17 protein-coding genes, 1 pseudogene and 1 other annotated feature are annotated in these 15048 nt (G+C 36.1%); of the genes and pseudogenes, 10 read left to right on the top strand and 8 right to left on the bottom strand.

The window, feature by feature from the left end; genetic code table 11:
* Window positions 1-4 precede the first annotated feature (4 nt).
* The 5 genes from ACEN36_RS00690 to cspD all read left to right on the top strand — a co-directional run bounded on the left by ACEN36_RS00690 (window position 5) and on the right by cspD (window position 6253).
* Window positions 5-295: a YggT family protein gene (locus tag ACEN36_RS00690; protein ID WP_407095524.1), complete on the top strand. Its 291-nt coding sequence runs from the start codon at window positions 5-7 to the stop codon at window positions 293-295.
* Between the two features lie 17 nt (window positions 296-312).
* Entirely contained in the window at window positions 313-1095 is a 783-nt protein-coding gene (locus tag ACEN36_RS00695; protein ID WP_407095523.1) for an RNA-binding protein, read from the top strand.
* Between the two features lie 45 nt (window positions 1096-1140).
* A complete protein-coding gene (locus ACEN36_RS00700; protein ID WP_407095522.1) occupies window positions 1141-1845 on the top strand; it encodes a DivIVA domain-containing protein in 705 nt (234 codons plus the stop codon).
* 21 nt (window positions 1846-1866) lie between these two features.
* Window positions 1867-2085, top strand: a binding site (T-box leader).
* A 91-nt stretch (window positions 2086-2176) separates the two neighbouring features.
* The gene (gene ileS, locus ACEN36_RS00705) at window positions 2177-4966 is read left to right on the top strand and encodes an isoleucine--tRNA ligase (RefSeq protein WP_407125768.1); all 2790 of its coding nucleotides are present in this window, start codon (window positions 2177-2179) and stop codon (window positions 4964-4966) included.
* 1086 nt (window positions 4967-6052) lie between these two features.
* Window positions 6053-6253: a cold-shock protein CspD gene (gene cspD, locus ACEN36_RS00710; protein WP_407095520.1), complete on the top strand. Its 201-nt coding sequence runs from the start codon at window positions 6053-6055 to the stop codon at window positions 6251-6253.
* 116 nt (window positions 6254-6369) lie between these two features.
* Here cspD and ACEN36_RS00715 read toward each other — a convergent pair whose 3' ends face one another.
* From ACEN36_RS00715 to ACEN36_RS00725, 3 genes are all read right to left on the bottom strand, one after another.
* Complete coding sequence (locus ACEN36_RS00715; RefSeq protein WP_407095519.1) at window positions 6370-6618, bottom strand: GlsB/YeaQ/YmgE family stress response membrane protein; 249 nt, start codon at window positions 6616-6618, stop codon at window positions 6370-6372.
* Window positions 6619-6734: 116 nt separating this feature from the next.
* Window positions 6735-7961, bottom strand: a complete 1227-nt coding sequence (locus tag ACEN36_RS00720; protein WP_407095518.1) for a toxic anion resistance protein — start codon at window positions 7959-7961, stop codon at window positions 6735-6737.
* Window positions 7962-7978: 17 nt separating this feature from the next.
* Complete coding sequence (locus ACEN36_RS00725; protein WP_407095517.1) at window positions 7979-8683, bottom strand: 5-bromo-4-chloroindolyl phosphate hydrolysis family protein; 705 nt, start codon at window positions 8681-8683, stop codon at window positions 7979-7981.
* A gap of 225 nt (window positions 8684-8908) precedes the next feature.
* Between ACEN36_RS00725 and ACEN36_RS00730 the strand changes: the two genes are divergently transcribed.
* The 3 genes from ACEN36_RS00730 to ACEN36_RS00740 are packed head-to-tail and all read left to right on the top strand — an operon-like array spanning window position 8909 to window position 10466.
* A complete protein-coding gene (locus tag ACEN36_RS00730) occupies window positions 8909-9457 on the top strand; it encodes an NUDIX hydrolase (RefSeq protein WP_407095516.1) in 549 nt (182 codons plus the stop codon).
* Between the two features lie 13 nt (window positions 9458-9470).
* The gene (macP, locus tag ACEN36_RS00735; protein WP_407095515.1) at window positions 9471-9722 is read left to right on the top strand and encodes a cell wall synthase accessory phosphoprotein MacP; all 252 of its coding nucleotides are present in this window, start codon (window positions 9471-9473) and stop codon (window positions 9720-9722) included.
* 54 nt (window positions 9723-9776) lie between these two features.
* The gene (locus ACEN36_RS00740; protein ID WP_407102984.1) at window positions 9777-10466 is read left to right on the top strand and encodes a 5'-methylthioadenosine/adenosylhomocysteine nucleosidase; all 690 of its coding nucleotides are present in this window, start codon (window positions 9777-9779) and stop codon (window positions 10464-10466) included.
* Window positions 10467-10570: 104 nt separating this feature from the next.
* Here the strand turns inward: ACEN36_RS00740 and ACEN36_RS00745 are convergent, their stop codons facing one another.
* Both ACEN36_RS00745 and ACEN36_RS00750 read right to left on the bottom strand, forming a co-directional pair.
* Complete coding sequence (locus tag ACEN36_RS00745) at window positions 10571-11044, bottom strand: GNAT family N-acetyltransferase (protein ID WP_407095513.1); 474 nt, start codon at window positions 11042-11044, stop codon at window positions 10571-10573.
* A 31-nt stretch (window positions 11045-11075) separates the two neighbouring features.
* The gene (locus tag ACEN36_RS00750; protein WP_407095512.1) at window positions 11076-11522 is read right to left on the bottom strand and encodes a YueI family protein; all 447 of its coding nucleotides are present in this window, start codon (window positions 11520-11522) and stop codon (window positions 11076-11078) included.
* A 316-nt stretch (window positions 11523-11838) separates the two neighbouring features.
* Here ACEN36_RS00750 and ACEN36_RS00755 point away from each other — a divergent pair, with 316 nt between their 5' ends.
* On the top strand, window positions 11839-12384 hold the full coding sequence (locus ACEN36_RS00755; protein ID WP_407095511.1) for an NADPH-dependent FMN reductase: 546 nt from the start codon (window positions 11839-11841) through the stop codon (window positions 12382-12384).
* A gap of 200 nt (window positions 12385-12584) precedes the next feature.
* Window positions 12585-13232, top strand: coding sequence for a DUF1054 family protein (locus ACEN36_RS00760; RefSeq protein ID WP_407095510.1), 648 nt, complete (start codon window positions 12585-12587; stop codon window positions 13230-13232).
* Window positions 13233-13273: 41 nt separating this feature from the next.
* On the opposite strand, the pseudogene ACEN36_RS00765 reads toward ACEN36_RS00760, so the two are convergent.
* From ACEN36_RS00765 to ACEN36_RS00775, 3 genes and pseudogenes are all read right to left on the bottom strand, one after another.
* A pseudogene (locus ACEN36_RS00765) lies at window positions 13274-13471 on the bottom strand (S-ribosylhomocysteine lyase); the annotation flags it as partial.
* 176 nt (window positions 13472-13647) lie between these two features.
* A complete protein-coding gene (gene rpsD / locus ACEN36_RS00770; RefSeq protein ID WP_407095509.1) occupies window positions 13648-14253 on the bottom strand; it encodes a 30S ribosomal protein S4 in 606 nt (201 codons plus the stop codon).
* A 256-nt stretch (window positions 14254-14509) separates the two neighbouring features.
* A complete protein-coding gene (locus ACEN36_RS00775) occupies window positions 14510-14986 on the bottom strand; it encodes a GAF domain-containing protein (RefSeq protein WP_407125769.1) in 477 nt (158 codons plus the stop codon).
* Window positions 14987-15048: the final 62 nt, after the last annotated feature.

Here is a 15048-nt window from a genome sequence, read left to right on the forward strand (position 1 = left end):
AGCAGTGTTAAATTTATTAGGTACGCTACATCAAGTTTTATCAGCAGCATTAGAAATTTATTCTGTGTTATTGATCATTTATATACTATTGTCATGGTTTCCAAATGCCTATCAATCAAAGTTGGGCCAAATATTGGCTCAGGTCTGTGAACCGTATCTTGATATATTTAGACGATTCATTCCACCAATCGGAATGATCAGTATATCAGGTATTGTAGCTTTACTTGCGCTGAACTTGGTAAGTAGGGGCTTGGACAGTATTTTTATATTCATTTATCGATTAATTCTTTTTTAAGCAAGGAGTAGGTCGCAGTGATTGAAAATGTCTATCAGCATTTTAGAAAAGAAGAAATACCGTTTATTGATTCTGTAGCAGAATGGGTCAGAGAAGTAGAGGATCAATACACACCCGTATTGACAAACTTTTTAGATCCTAGACAATATTACATTTTAGAATCGATCATCGGTAAAAATATGGATATCAAACTGTATTCTTTCGGAGGATATGAAGCCTCTGAAAGAAACCGTGCTTTTATTTGCCCTGCTTATTTTGAACCAAGACAAGAAGACTTTAACGTTAAACTGTATGAAGTAAATTACCCTACTAAATTCGCTACCATGTCTCATGGGAAAATTTTAGGAACTTTACTTTCCAGTGGAATCAAAAGAGAATTTTTCGGAGATATTATTTCTGATGGAGAAAGATGGCAATTTTTTATTGATGACTCCATCAAAAATTACGTTATCTCTCAAATCGATAAAATAGGGCGCGTCTCTGTTCGATTAGAAGAACGCAATTACACAGAACTGATTGTTCCTAAAGACAGTTGGACTATTGTACACGATACAGTCTCGTCTATGCGGATCGACACACTGATTTCGAGTGTCTTCAAGATTTCTAGACAACGAGCAAAACAAATGATAGAATCAGGGCATATTAAAGTAAATTGGACTGAGATGAAACGACCAGATTTCGTATTGGATCTATTGGATATTGTTTCTATACGCGGATTTGGACGCTTTCAGATACAAGAGATCGAAGGAAAAAGCAAGAAAGACAAGTGGAAGCTTGTGTTAGGTGTTTTATTCAAATAGGCAATGATTACTTATCAACTAATTTTACTTTTGGAGGTGTCAATAATGGGACTAACACCATTAGATATACATAATAAAGAATTTCCGACAAAAATGCGCGGCTACGATCAAGACGAAGTAAACGACTTTTTGGATCAAATCATCAGAGATTATGAAACAGTTTTAAAAGACAAAAAAGAATTGGAAAAGAAATTAAAATTTTCTGAAGAAAAAGTGGAGCATTACAACAATATTCAAGATTCATTAAACAAATCAATTCTTGTGGCGCAAGAAGCCGCAGACCGATTAAAAGTAAATTCGGATAAAGAAGCTGCTATTATTCTACAAGAAGCTGAAAATAATGCAGATCGTTTATTGAATGATTCAGTTGAAAAAGCAAGAAAAATTACGGCTGAAACGGAAGAATTAAAAAAACAAAGTCGTGTCTTTAAACAACGTTTGCAGTTGATGATTGAGTCACAATTGGAAATGGTGAAAAATAACGAGTGGGATGAATTACTGAAAAGTGATTTAGAAGAAGTCATTGAAATTCCTACTGTAAAAGAATTTTTGCAAAAAACTGAAACTGAAGAAAAACAGTTGCCAGTAGATGTTGAAAAAGCTATAATAACAGATGATGATTCTTCAGAAGAAGAAACAGCAGACGTTGAATCAGCAGATTCAGAAAATGTTTCTCAGGCTGCATCAGATGAAGCAGAGAAAAAAGAGTATGAAGAGGGCAATATGCCAGCAGTAGAATTACCTTTATAAAACAAGGCGTTATTAAAATAGTTTAGAACAATGATTGGAACAGAAAGCAGCAATATACTTTACAGCGAGTTAGAGAACAGTGTGAGTCTAACAAGTCCCTATTGTTGTAAGATCCTCCATGAGTATTAATTTGAACTTTAAGTAAAATTAATCGTTTGATTGGCGTTAACAATTATTAGAGGAGAAAAGAACACTCTTTTCTTGAACTATGGGTGGTACCACGAAGATTTCGTCCCTTTTGGGAAGAGGTCTTTTTTTGTGCTTTTTTAGGTTCTATGGAAGAATCATTCAAAACCAATAAGAATACAATAATAGAGAGGATTTCATGATAATGAAAATGAAAGAGACATTGAATTTAGGTCAAACTAAGTTCAAAATGCGCGGAAATTTACCGGTTCGTGAAGTAGAATGGCAACAAGAATGGAAAGATGCAGAGGTTTATGAAAAACTACAAGAAAAAAACGCTGGAAAACCAACGTTTATTTTACATGATGGGCCTCCATATGCAAACGGAAATATCCACATGGGACATGCATTAAACAAAATTACCAAAGATATCATCATCCGGTCTAAAAGCATGAGTGGCTTTCGTTCACCCTATGTTCCTGGTTGGGATACTCACGGATTACCAATTGAACAAGCTGTTACCAATAGTGGTGTAAAACGTAAAGAAATGTCAGAAGCCGCATTCCGTAAAATTTGTGAAGAATATGCGTGGAAACAAATCAACCAACAAAGAGAAGACTTTAAACGTCTAGGAGTGGCTGGAGATTGGGAAAATCCATATGTTACGTTACTTCCTGAATACGAAGAAGAACAAATTCGTGTATTCGGTAAAATGGCTGAAAAAGGTTATATTTATAAAGGATTAAAACCAATCTATTGGTCACCTTCCAGTGAATCCTCATTGGCTGAAGCTGAAATCGAGTACCAAGATGTAAAATCACCAAGTATTTATGTTGCTTTTAAAGTGGTAGACGGAAAAGGTCTATTAGATGAAGATACTTCTTTTGTTATTTGGACGACTACACCGTGGACGATTCCATCTAACTTAGCTATTACCGTGAATGCGGACTACGTTTACGCAGTGGTAAAGGCGGATGGTAAAAGATACGTTGTAGCAAAAGACTTGTTAAAAGATGTTTCTGCTGCAATCGGCTGGGAAAATGTAGAAATCTTATCTGAAATCAAAGGTAAAGATTTAGAATACATGACCGCTCAACACCCACTGTATGACCGTACTTCTTTACTCATTTTAGGCGATCACGTTACTTTAGAAGCGGGTACAGGATTAGTTCATACTGCTCCAGGACACGGGGAAGATGACTACATCGTGGGTCAAAAATACAAATTAGGTGTTCTTTCTCCAATCGATGATAAAGGATGTTTCACTGATGAAGCTCCTGGTTTGGAAGGCATTTTCTACGATGATGCCAATAAAAAAATTGCGGAATGGTTAGATGAAAAGGAAAGTTTGTTGAAATTAGACTTCTTTACTCACAGCTACCCACATGACTGGAGAACGAAAAAACCGGTTATTTTCAGAGCAACTCCACAATGGTTCGCATCAATTGACAAATTCCGTGCTCAAATTTTAGAGGCCATTAAGAATGATGTCACTTGGTTGCATCCATCTGGAAAAACACGCATCTACAATATGGTTCGCGATCGTGGAGATTGGGTTATCTCACGTCAACGGGTGTGGGGAGTACCATTGCCGATTTTCTACGGTGAAAATGGAGAACCGATTATCACTCCTGAAACTATCGATCATGTAGCTGGTTTAGTTGGCGAATTTGGATCTAATGTTTGGTTTGAGCGTGAGGCAAAAGACTTATTGCCTGAAGGATTTACACATCCTAGCAGTCCAAACAATGAATTTACAAAAGAAAAAGACATCATGGATGTTTGGTTTGATTCCGGATCATCGCATGCAGCTGTATTAAAAGCTCGTCCAGAATTATCCTTCCCAGCTGACATGTATTTAGAAGGATCAGACCAATACCGCGGTTGGTTTAACTCAAGTTTAACAACGTCTATAGCGGTTAACGAAGAAGCTCCATACAAGAATGTTCTTTCTCAAGGATTTGTAATGGATGGAGTAGGCCGTAAAATGAGCAAATCACTTGGAAATGTTATTGTTCCAAATAAAGTGATCAAACAAATGGGTGCAGATATTATTCGTTTGTGGGTATCTAGTGTAGACTATGAATATGATGTAAGGGTATCGGACGATATCTTAAAACAAGTATCAGAAGGGTACCGTAAAATCCGTAACACTATGCGTTTCTTATTGGCCAACACATCTGACTTTAATCCAACCGAAGATGCAGTAGCTTATGAAGACTTAAATGCATTAGATCAATATATGTTGATTCGTTTCAACCAAGTGGTAGGAAAAATCAGAAAATCTTATGCAGAATATGATTTCAAAGGAATTTATCAAACAGTGATGAATTTCTGTACAGTGGATTTGTCACAATTCTATTTAGACATTGCTAAAGATGTCGTGTACATTGATTTAGAAAATGGCCATGACCGTCGTGCTATGCAAACAGTATTTTATGACATTGCTGCTAAATTAACAGCTTTATTGACACCTATTCTTCCACACACAAGTGAAGAAATCTGGAAGTACTTGAAAGAAGAAGAAGAGTTTGTTCAATTGGCAGAGTTGCCTGAAGTAGAAACATTCGAGAATCAAGACGCTGTTTTAAGTGACTGGAAAGCATTTATGGCTGTTCGTGATGATGTATTGAAAGCTTTAGAAGAAGCGCGTAATGAAAAAGTGATTGGGAAATCATTTGAAGCAAAAGTTACGCTTTACCCAACAAAAGAAGTAAAAGAATTGTTGACCAACTTATCTGCGAACATCGGTCAGTTATTGATTATTTCTGAATTAGAAATAGCAGATAGTTATGAAGCTGCACCTGAGTCAGCTCGTAAATTTGCAGATGTAGCTGTTACGATCGAACATGCACATGGTGAAACGTGTGAAAGATGTCGTATCATCAGCGAAGAAGTAGGATCATTTGAAGATGCTCCAACACTTTGTGCTCGTTGTTACCATATTGTAAAAGAACATTATCCTGAAGCTTTAGCAGCTGAGGAAGAAGAATAATAAGCAAATCCTTTCATACAGAATCGTCATCTTCTAGCGTTGATAAGAAAATTTTTTCCGGCCTGGGGGGCTGCTTATGGAACGCCATGGGACCGCCTTTGAGTCGAAAGCGTCTCAAGGCTTACAAGCGTCAAACTTAGTGTAACGGCTAAAGCCTAACACTAAGTAATTGCCATGCTTGTAAGCTGCTTCAGCAGCTTACAAGCATGGTACACTTGGGCGTACGCCCACAGTGTTTCCTTTTTTTACATCCTTTTCATGGCTATAAGCAACCTCATATACTTCCAAAAATTTCTAAGAATGTGTTTTTAAAAGGTTTAGTATTTAAAAGGAAACTATTTTTATTTACCAACGTCAACTGTTGTAAAATCAAGAATAAAAACAAAAACTCTTATGAGACAGAATCTTCTGTCTCATAAGAGTTTTTTTCTATTTATTATTGAGCAGATTCTCTTAACACGTCAGCTCTTTATCTTCTAACGTTGATAAAGAAACCTATGGTGTTGCTTATGGAAACGCCTTGAACCAAAACATGTGTCAAGACTAACAAGTGATTTTCGTAGCCGTTAGAGGGGATATGGGATATGGGTATGTGTAGGATAGAACAAACTAAGCCCATAGTATTTCCTATTTTGCATCCTTTTTCATAGCTATAAGCAGCCACATATTCCTCTGGAAATTTCTAGAAATGTGTTTCTAATAGTTTCAGCATTAAAAAGAAGTATATTTTTTTACTTACTAAAGTCGAATATTGTAGAACAACATTTCAGCTTAAATTTGAGGCCGGAAAACCTATAGAGGTAAGAAGAAGATGAGAAGGGGATGGATGAAGAGATAAAAAGCTGTAAATAAAAAAATACTTTTAAAAGGCAATTGGCAGCCCTTGCAAACTAAAAGAGACTGCGTTATAATATGTTGTGTAATGGATTTATTTTTAATAAATGAGAAAGTTGAATTTATGTCACATCAATCATTAATTAACAACGTCGTTTATATGACTATAAATGCTTTTTGATAGTTGAGTTACATAAATAAACCTCTAACGAAAAAAGATCTATTGCAATACGATATATGGAGGTAGATAGTATGGAAAAAGGAACAGTAAAATGGTTTAACGCTGAGAAAGGTTTTGGCTTTATCGAAGTTGAAGGCGGAGACGATGTATTCGTACATTTCAGCGCAATCACTGGAGAAGGCTTCAAGTCTTTAGAAGAAGGCCAACCGGTTGAATTTGAAATTGTTGAAGGTAACCGTGGACCTCAAGCAGCTAACGTTGTTAAATTATAATTGATCTAACAAATAGAAAAGGAACAGGACAATTTTCCTGTTCCTTTATTTTTTTGCCTATTTATTGAAGAAAAAAGACTCGCCATAAGCGAGCCTTTTAACGGGGGTAAAATAACTTATCCTTTTCGTCTTCCGGCAATTAATGAGAAGATAAAGATAAGAACAACAGCACCAATTAATGCTGGGAAGACATAAAATCCACCGACGTTCCATCCCCATTCTCCTAATAACGATGTACCTAACCATGAACCAATAAATCCGGCAACAATGTTACCAACGATTCCGAATGGTACGTCTCGTCCAACTATCATACCTGCGATAGCTCCTAAGACACCACCAACGATTAATGACCAAATAAGTGACATAAATTCCACTCTCCTATATAAATAATATTTGTAATGAACTATTACAATTATTAGTATAGACACAATTTGTACAAAACTCAAAGAATATGCTTGTTATCCATATTTGGTTTCTTTTGTTAAGAATCTTTACTGGTCAATTCAAGCAATTGATCGCGTAATGTGGTTTCCATAGTCGTTAATTCATGTTCAGCTTCTTTACGTTTAATTCGTCCTTCTTTTTGAATCTCTAGGGTTTGTTGTAAAGTATCAATCAAATCAGTTTGTGTTTGCTGCAATGTTTCAAGGTCAATAATGCCTCGCTCATTTTCTCTAGCTGTCTCGATAGCAGAAGTCTTCAAAAGCTCTGAATTTTTCTTCAGTAAATCATTCGTGGTTTCAGAAACTTGTCGTTGAGCTTCAACCGCATCTTTTTGTCTGAGCAATGTAAGAGCGATCACAATTTGGTTTTTCCAAAGGGGGATAGCCGTATTGATAGAAGATTGAATTTTTTCTGACAAAGCTTGGTTCGTATTTTGGATCAAGCGGATCTGAGGAGCTTGTTGAATCGTCATTTGACGAGCCAATTTTAAATCATAGACTCTTTTTTCCAATCGATCAAGGAATTGATTCAAATCGTTCACTCGTTGAACATCCATTTGGTTGGTGCTGCTTTCTGCTTGTTCTACAGCTGCAGGTATCAATTGAGTTAACAATTCTTCAATTTTTACTTCGCCTGCTGCAATGTAAATATTCAATGCCTCAAAGTAATCTAAGTTTTTGACATAAAGTTGTTCCAACATGGAATTATCTCGTAACAACAAATCTTTTTCTTTGTCCAACTTTCCAGCTATTTTATCTACTTGCGCACCAATTTTTTGATACTTAGCGGTAACTTCATAAATAGAGCGATTGATTTTTCCAAACAATTTTTTGAAAATATTGTTATCTTCAGCTTTTAAATCATCAGGATTAGCTTCATTTAAGCGATACATCAATTCATTGAGGGTTTCTCCAATTTCACCTGTATCTTGGTTTTGAACATGATCCAGCATAGAATGAGAGAAGTCACCTAATTTTTTTTGAGCAGCTGCTCCATAAGACATCACAGATTCAATATTCGTTTCATCAATCTGTCCGGCTAAGGAATAAGCTTGTTCTTGTCGTTCTTTGGGTAATTTATCTACTAACCGTTCACTTTTTTGCTCTTTTTGCAATTCTGTATCGATAGGATCAGCTGCTGCAGGCAGTGAAGGGTCTGCAAATGGATTTGCCAGTAAACTGTCCAGTTCTGCGTTAACATCTTTAATTGTTGTAGAAGGTTCATTTTGATTGGTATTCATCGGTTCTTTGTTTGTATCGACCATAGTGTCAACTCCTAAAATTATAGTTCCTCGTTAGTGATTTCATTTGTTGTATCATTATCTCTTGTAATGGTTTTCTTTGCAAGTTCGACCTCTAATTCAATATCATCAATGTCATCTGATTTAAAAGATACATAATCTTCGGCAATCAAGTTGCACATGCCATCAATTGTATTAGCACTTTCTTCCAGTACATCAAAGGTAGATTTGTGTTTCACTTCATGACTGTCTACTTCATTGTACTTAGTGGTCAAGTCTTTTAAAGAAGGAAGGTGTACGTACAAAAATTTATCCACGTCATGCAAACGATGAGGTTCTTGAGTAATTTCTTTAAATAACGCTTTTGCTAAATGAACAGTGTTATTGCGTCTTTCAATCGCCGTCAGCTTAGTAGATTGGCGCATGTTTTGTTCTAATTCCAAGATATTGATTTTTGCCGTCTGCATCGTTTCTCTAAAAAAATTCATTTCATCCTTGGATAAGCCTTGCGATCTGTAAAAAGCTTCTTTTTCAGGAGATAAACGTCTTAATTTTTGTACTTTAGTTCGTGAAGCTTTCTTGGGTTCTTTTTTTAAAAAAAGAAAACCGCCGATGACTAAACTGATTATTAAAGATGGCCAAAATCCAAAATCAAGCACTAACAACACTAAAAAAACAGCAATTGTTCCTGCAGTTGTAAATGTATACTTTAATATTTCGCCTAAACTTTTGATAAAATTATCCATATTTGTCCACCTCTTAAATAAATTTGAAAAAATTCGTAGTCTTTTCTGGTTAAGTATATTTTAGCATAAATGCTCCCTACAAATACATCCGACTTAAGAATGAATTGTTACTCTCAGTATAAAGTAAAATAAGGATTCTTTCGACTGATAGCTGTTTGGCTGCTTGTTTTTTTAAACATTCAACGGTATCATAGAACAAGACCTTGTCGAACGGAGGAAAGCGTCATGAAGTTTGAAGAAAAAACGTTGTCTAGTGAACAGATTTATAAAGGAAACCTAACAGAATATTTTGTAGAGTCCGTTGAATTGCCGAATGGGAAAACTTCTACCAGAGAAATCGTCAGACATCCTGGAGCCGTAGCAATTATGCCATTTACTCCCGATGGAAAAATGATTTTTGTAGAGCAGTTTCGTAAACCAATTGAAAAAACCATTATTGAGATCCCAGCTGGTAAAATAGATGATACAGACTCACATCCTCATGAAACAGGATTAAGAGAGTTAAAAGAGGAAACAGGGTATTATGCTCATGTTTTTGAACTAGTCAAAACTTTTTATACCACACCAGGTTTTACGGATGAAGTGATTCATTTGTATCGGGCTTCTGAGCTGGAAAAAACAGAAGAATTGGCTTTAGATGAAGATGAATTTTTAGAACTTAAAGAATTGTCTTTTGAAGAAGCATGGCAAGCTTATGAAGTTGGCCAAATAGTGGATGCAAAAACCATTATGGCGTTGCTTTATTGGAAAATCGAACGATTAGCCGCTGATTAAAAGGATGGTGGATATGGGAAACAGTTTGAGAGAACAAGAGAGAAAAAAACAACAAGCTGAATTAAAAAAGCAAAAACAATTCGCAAAAAAACGTGATAAAGCAGAAAAAAAATACCAAAAAGAACAAGAAAAACAAGGCTTTGCTACTAGAAGTCGAAAAGGCGAGAATGACAAAGTGAGAGAAGCCGGGAAAAAACTCAATCTAGCGATATTGATTGTGTCTGTATTGCTGGTCGTTGCGTTGTTGATTGTCTTTTTAGTGTAAAACAGTTAAACATCCATGGATAATTGCAAATAGAGAGATATGAGGAGAAATGAAATGAGAATTGGTATCATCGGAGCAATGGAAGAAGAAACGATTGCGTTGAAAAACAACTTAACAGAGCGAAACGATTGGGCGAAGGCAGGAGCGACATTTTCTTCTGGAAAAATGGCGGGCCATGATATTATATTAGTCCAATCAGGGATTGGAAAAGTCAATGCAGCAATAGCAACTACATTATTGATCAATGACTATCAAGCAGACGTTGTTTTTAATACAGGGTCAGCAGGAGCGGTAGATTCTAGTTTAGCCATAGGCGATGTAGTTATTTCTACTGAGCTGTCTTACCATGATGCTGATGCACGAGCATTTGGCTATGTTATGGGGCAAGTACCGCAAATGCCTGCTCGTTATCCAGCTGATGAACAGCTGATCAGCGTGATCGAAGCAGCTACTCAAAAAGTAGGGTTAAAATCAGTGAAAGGGCTTATTGTCACAAGCGACTCTTTCATTGCAGATAAAAAGACAATCCAACGTATCAAAACAGATTTCTCTGATGCTATGGTATCGGAAATGGAAGGGGCTGCTGTAGCACAAGTTTGTTACCAGTTTAAAACTCCATTTGTTATCGTGCGAGCTGTTTCAGATTCAGCTGATGATGAAGCAGGAATCAGTTTCGACAAATTTATTATTGAAGCTGGAAAAAAATCAGCTGAGATGGTGATGGAAGTTATTAAGCATCTATAGTCTAAAACATAGAAAAGTATTCATAAAGAGGTAAAAAAGCGGCCTTCAAAAATTAGATGTCACTCTAATTTTTGAAGGCCGCTTTTTTCACTTAGGGCAAAAGACTAAAGTTTCTTTTGAGCAATTTCATTATAGATCACAAAACCATTTTTGCGATAGGTTTCTTTGGCGATTTCGTTGGTTGCCCAATAATGCAATTCTACAAATGCAATATTTTTTTTGCGGGCATAATCATCCGCATATTGGAGCAATTCTTTACTTAATCCTTGTCCTTGATAATCCGGCAAAACAGCGATATGGCTGATGTATAAGCGCGTATAGCCGTAACGATAAACCGATTCTTTCATCTCTTGTTCTTCCAACCACAGATAAGCAGCAATCGGACCTTCTTCTTTTGCTTCATCAATCCAAAGAAATACTCTGGCTTTCGGATTTTGAAAAACTGTTTCAAAATGAAGCGCAATAGCTTCTTCGTCATAAGATTTGAAAAACTCCGGGTACATACTGCGGTGTTTTTCTTGCATAGTTTTTCCTAATTGACCCATTAATTTAGGGTCTTTTGTTTCTACTATTTGCACGTGTGATTCACTCCTGGTTCCGAATAAAAAATTAAGAGAAGAAACGTTTAAAAAACGATTTTTTCTGCTCAGTTTGTTGAGGCTCTTCTTTTTTAGGCAAAGGATACTTTTCGGCGACATCAATAATGGATTCATTTACGTCCGTAGGGGCAGCGAAAATCAATGCATAAGGACAAGTTTGAGCATATTCATTAGCGACTAGTGTGAACGGAATATCAGCTTGTTTACTGGCTTTAATGAAAGGCTCGAATGGCTTCATATCTAAATTACCATTCAGCAGTAAGCTGCCATCAGGATGACGTTGAAATTCAGTTGTAAAGGCCTTTAAACTATTGTTTAGAGAGAGTTGATCTAAAGTTGCTGTCAAATAAATTCTTTCTCGTAAACTGCCCAAAAATTCTTTCCGTTCTGAAAGCAATGTTTGTTTTGCACCGTATTGTCCTTTTTGTAAATAATCGTTTGGATCTTTATTGACCATATCAAAAACCCCTTATTCAAAAATAATTAGTCTCATCATTTATTCTATCACATATTCCAAAAGAAAAATAAGAAGGATGTCTTTTTTTGTTCAAGAGTTGATCTAGTCCATTCGAATTATGAAAAGATTATTGTGAAATGTCTATACCGAATTTATTAGAACTCGTTGCTCTTTTTTTATTTAGTCGAATTTTTTCAAATAAATCCGGTTAAAAATAGGGTTGAAACTTTACATGCATTTTACTTGTAAAAAGTAAGTTCGTGGTGTATCATTAATTTTGTAGTAAAAAACAACCACTAATCGGAGGTAATGACAGATGGGAAAAAATGTTGGAGTCTTAGTAGGTAGTTTACGTAAAGATTCATTAAATAAGATAGTCGCAAAAAAATTGGCTGAGTTATTTCCAGCTGATTATCACTTAAGCTTTATTGAAATTGGTGATTTACCAGTCTACAATGAAGACCTAGAAGCAGATGCTCCAGAAAGTTATAACCGTTTCCGTAAAGAAATGAAAGAACAAGATGCTTATATCTTCATGACACCTGAATACAACCGAGGTATGCCAGCTTCATTGAAAAACGCTATTGACGTTGGTTCTCGTCCTTGGGGAGAAGGTGTATGGCCAGGCAAACCAGTTCTTGTGGGATCTGTTTCCCCGTCAGGTATCTCTGGTGCACTAGCTAACCATCAAGTTCGTCAATCATTAGTATTCGGTGACAGCCCAGTTATGGCCCAACCAGAACTTTACATTGATGCAACTAAAGCTATTGGTGAAGATGGACAAGTTGTAGAAGGAACTGTGGAATTCTTACAAAGTATTGCTGATGCATTTGTAGCTTTCATTGACAAAAACACTAAATAAATCATTTCATAAAATCACTAAACGGATGCAGAAAATCTCTAAAGGTTTTCTGTGTCTATTTTTATTCTCTACAGCAATGATAAAAAAGCCTGTTTTACAAAATCTTAATTCAAATGGACAAAAAGATCCTCATCCATTCGTTCCAGCGATACAATAATGGTAAAATAAGAACAAGTACTAAAGAGAGGTGTTTCACTAATATGCAGACAAAAGAAGAACCATACTTTACACAAACAACATTTTCGATTTTTTCAATTGAAGGCTTAGAAGAACGGATGAAGGAAATTAGAACACATATCCAGCCAACGTTTCAGTCGTTAGGAGAATTCATTTCCAAATCATTGATCGCACAATTGGGTGGGGCGGTACTACCAGTACATGTAGCGAAACATTTGCGTCGAACTAAATTTGCTCCTGAGAGCACTTGGGTCGGAATTGGCGGAGATGCCAGAGGATATAAGAAATACCCTCATTTCCAAATTGCTATTGACCGAAAAGCTGTTTACATATGGTTGGCGTTTATTGACAATCCGCAATTTGAAAATGAAATGGCATCTTCCTTTTTGAAATTCCCTGAGTCTATTGCACAACTTTCTAAAGATTACATTGTTTCCTTAGATCATACAAAAGATAAGGTGACAGTGATAGACGAGATGGATATTACTGCTGCGTTGACAAGATGGCAGAAAGTGAAAAAAGGGGAGTTCATGGTAGGAAGATATTTAAAAGAAGACGACCCGATTTTAGATACTGCCGACCAGACAGAACAGTTCATTTTGGACACGGTTCGTGACCTTGTTCCATTATATAAACAGGCTTATGCAGCTTATCCAAAGGAAACTGTATAGTAAAAAAAAGACTTCCATTACGGAAGTCTTTTTTTTACTGCTTATTCATTATGCGAAAAAACTAAATGCCATTCGCTGCGTTTTGCTAAAAAGTCGCAAGCTAATTGTTGTGCACCTTCAAGGGTGAGATGAGCTGCCCACCCGCATTGCTTTTCATTGCTAGCTGGAACTTCAACAGCTCCTAAGACATCTTTCATCGTTTGTTCCAAAACGTCTAAAATCTCATCAGAGTTTTCGTGAAGCTTTCAGCATTCATTTTCTTTGTCATGATTGATGCTCCTTTTGAAATAAAATCTTTTTCTATATAACAAGAATTGATTGGATTTGTAATGGAGGTTACTGAAATAGGGAGAACAAAAAAAGCTCCCGCATCCTAATAAATAAGATGGGAGAGCTTTTGAAATGACAACTTTTATTAACGAGAGTAGTACTCAACAATAAGAGTTTCGTCGATTTCAGCAATCAATTCTTCACGTAATGGAAGACGAGTTAATGAACCTTCTAATTTTTCTTCGTCAAAAGAAACGAATTCTGGACGACCAAATACTGATTCAACAGCAGCTTTGATGATTTCCATATTTTTAGATTTTTCACGAACAGAGATTACTTGTCCTGGTTGAACGCTGTATGATGGAATATCAACACGTTTACCATCAACAAGGATGTGACCGTGGTTTACTAATTGACGTGATTGACGACGAGTAGTAGCTAAACCTAAACGGAAAACAACATTGTCTAAACGTTGTTCTAAAAGGATCATGAAGTTATCCCCATGTTTACCTTCTTTGATTTTACCAGCTTTTAAGAAAAGGTTGAAGAATTGACGTTCATTTACACCGTACATGAAACGTAATTTTTGCTTTTCTTGTAATTGCATACCGTATTCAGATAATTTTCTACGGCTATTTGGACCGTGATCTCCTGGTGCGTAAGGGCGACGTTCGATTTCTTTTCCTGTACCAGTCAATGAGATTCCTAAACGACGTGATTTTTTCCAACTTGGACCTGTATAACGAGCCATTATAAAATTCCTCCAATAAATCAATTTTTTGGAGTAAAATAATTAAGTTAAAAGTTCAGTAATACGTGCAGTTCATTTTCAATCTTCACCTTTGCAGCCGCAGGTTACACAATTGTGCTGTTCTAAAGAAAACGAATCCCTTAGGCAATGAACTGTTGACGCGGTTACCACTTTTTTTGCTGCATTATTTTACACATCCATCATTATAGCCTAAATCAGATAGCAACGTCAACATTCTTTTCAAATTAACCCCTATTTAGTTTACTGCAACTGAAGTTTCCATTAAAATAGCTGCGAATTCTTCTAAGTATTTGCGATCAATTTCATCAAAACGATTTGTGATAGGCGCATCGATATCTAATACTCCAATCAATTCACCAGCTGTCGTTTGAAGTGGCACAACAACTTCCGATTGGCTAGCGGCATCACATGCAATATGACCAGGAAATTGGTTCACATCTTCTACTATGATAGAATTATTTTGCTCGAAGGCTGTCCCACAGACGCCTTTACCCAGTTGGAGGCGAATACAAGCTACTTTTCCTTGGAATGGTCCTAACACCAATTCTTGAGAAGATTCTTCAAACAAATAAAATCCAGACCAATTGATTTCAGGTAAAGATTCATACAGTAAAGCAGAAGCGTTACTTAAATTAGCAATCAAGTTTTTTTCTCCAGCTATTAGTGCACGGAGTTGGTTGTTCATTAATTGATATTTTTTTTCTTTTGACATGTTAAAGACCCAACTTTCCACTTAGAAATAAACGTAAAGATTATTTCAGAATTTTTTTATTT

This window comes from Desemzia sp. FAM 23989 (assembly GCF_045528345.1).
In the GTDB taxonomy this organism is placed as follows: Bacteria; Bacillota; Bacilli; order Lactobacillales; family Carnobacteriaceae; genus Desemzia.

What these genes read in the sequence shown, in the direction of transcription:
- macP (WP_407095515.1), top strand. Translation starts at nt 9,471, where the DNA reads ATGGGAAACAGTTTGAGAGAACAAGAGAGAAAAAAACAACAAGCTGAA.
- ACEN36_RS00720 (WP_407095518.1), bottom strand. Translation starts at nt 7,961, where the DNA reads ATGGTCGATACAAACAAAGAACCGATGAATACCAATCAAAATGAACCT.
- cspD (WP_407095520.1), top strand. Translation starts at nt 6,053, where the DNA reads ATGGAAAAAGGAACAGTAAAATGGTTTAACGCTGAGAAAGGTTTTGGC.
- rpsD (WP_407095509.1), bottom strand. Translation starts at nt 14,253, where the DNA reads ATGGCTCGTTATACAGGTCCAAGTTGGAAAAAATCACGTCGTTTAGGA.
- ACEN36_RS00760 (WP_407095510.1), top strand. Translation starts at nt 12,585, where the DNA reads ATGCAGACAAAAGAAGAACCATACTTTACACAAACAACATTTTCGATT.
- ACEN36_RS00715 (WP_407095519.1), bottom strand. Translation starts at nt 6,618, where the DNA reads ATGTCACTTATTTGGTCATTAATCGTTGGTGGTGTCTTAGGAGCTATC.
- ACEN36_RS00750 (WP_407095512.1), bottom strand. Translation starts at nt 11,522, where the DNA reads ATGGTCAATAAAGATCCAAACGATTATTTACAAAAAGGACAATACGGT.
- ACEN36_RS00700 (WP_407095522.1), top strand. Translation starts at nt 1,141, where the DNA reads ATGGGACTAACACCATTAGATATACATAATAAAGAATTTCCGACAAAA.
- ACEN36_RS00775 (WP_407125769.1), bottom strand. Translation starts at nt 14,986, where the DNA reads ATGTCAAAAGAAAAAAAATATCAATTAATGAACAACCAACTCCGTGCA.
- ACEN36_RS00725 (WP_407095517.1), bottom strand. Translation starts at nt 8,683, where the DNA reads ATGGATAATTTTATCAAAAGTTTAGGCGAAATATTAAAGTATACATTT.
- ACEN36_RS00730 (WP_407095516.1), top strand. Translation starts at nt 8,909, where the DNA reads ATGAAGTTTGAAGAAAAAACGTTGTCTAGTGAACAGATTTATAAAGGA.
- ACEN36_RS00740 (WP_407102984.1), top strand. Translation starts at nt 9,777, where the DNA reads ATGAGAATTGGTATCATCGGAGCAATGGAAGAAGAAACGATTGCGTTG.
- ileS (WP_407125768.1), top strand. Translation starts at nt 2,177, where the DNA reads ATGAAAATGAAAGAGACATTGAATTTAGGTCAAACTAAGTTCAAAATG.
- ACEN36_RS00755 (WP_407095511.1), top strand. Translation starts at nt 11,839, where the DNA reads ATGGGAAAAAATGTTGGAGTCTTAGTAGGTAGTTTACGTAAAGATTCA.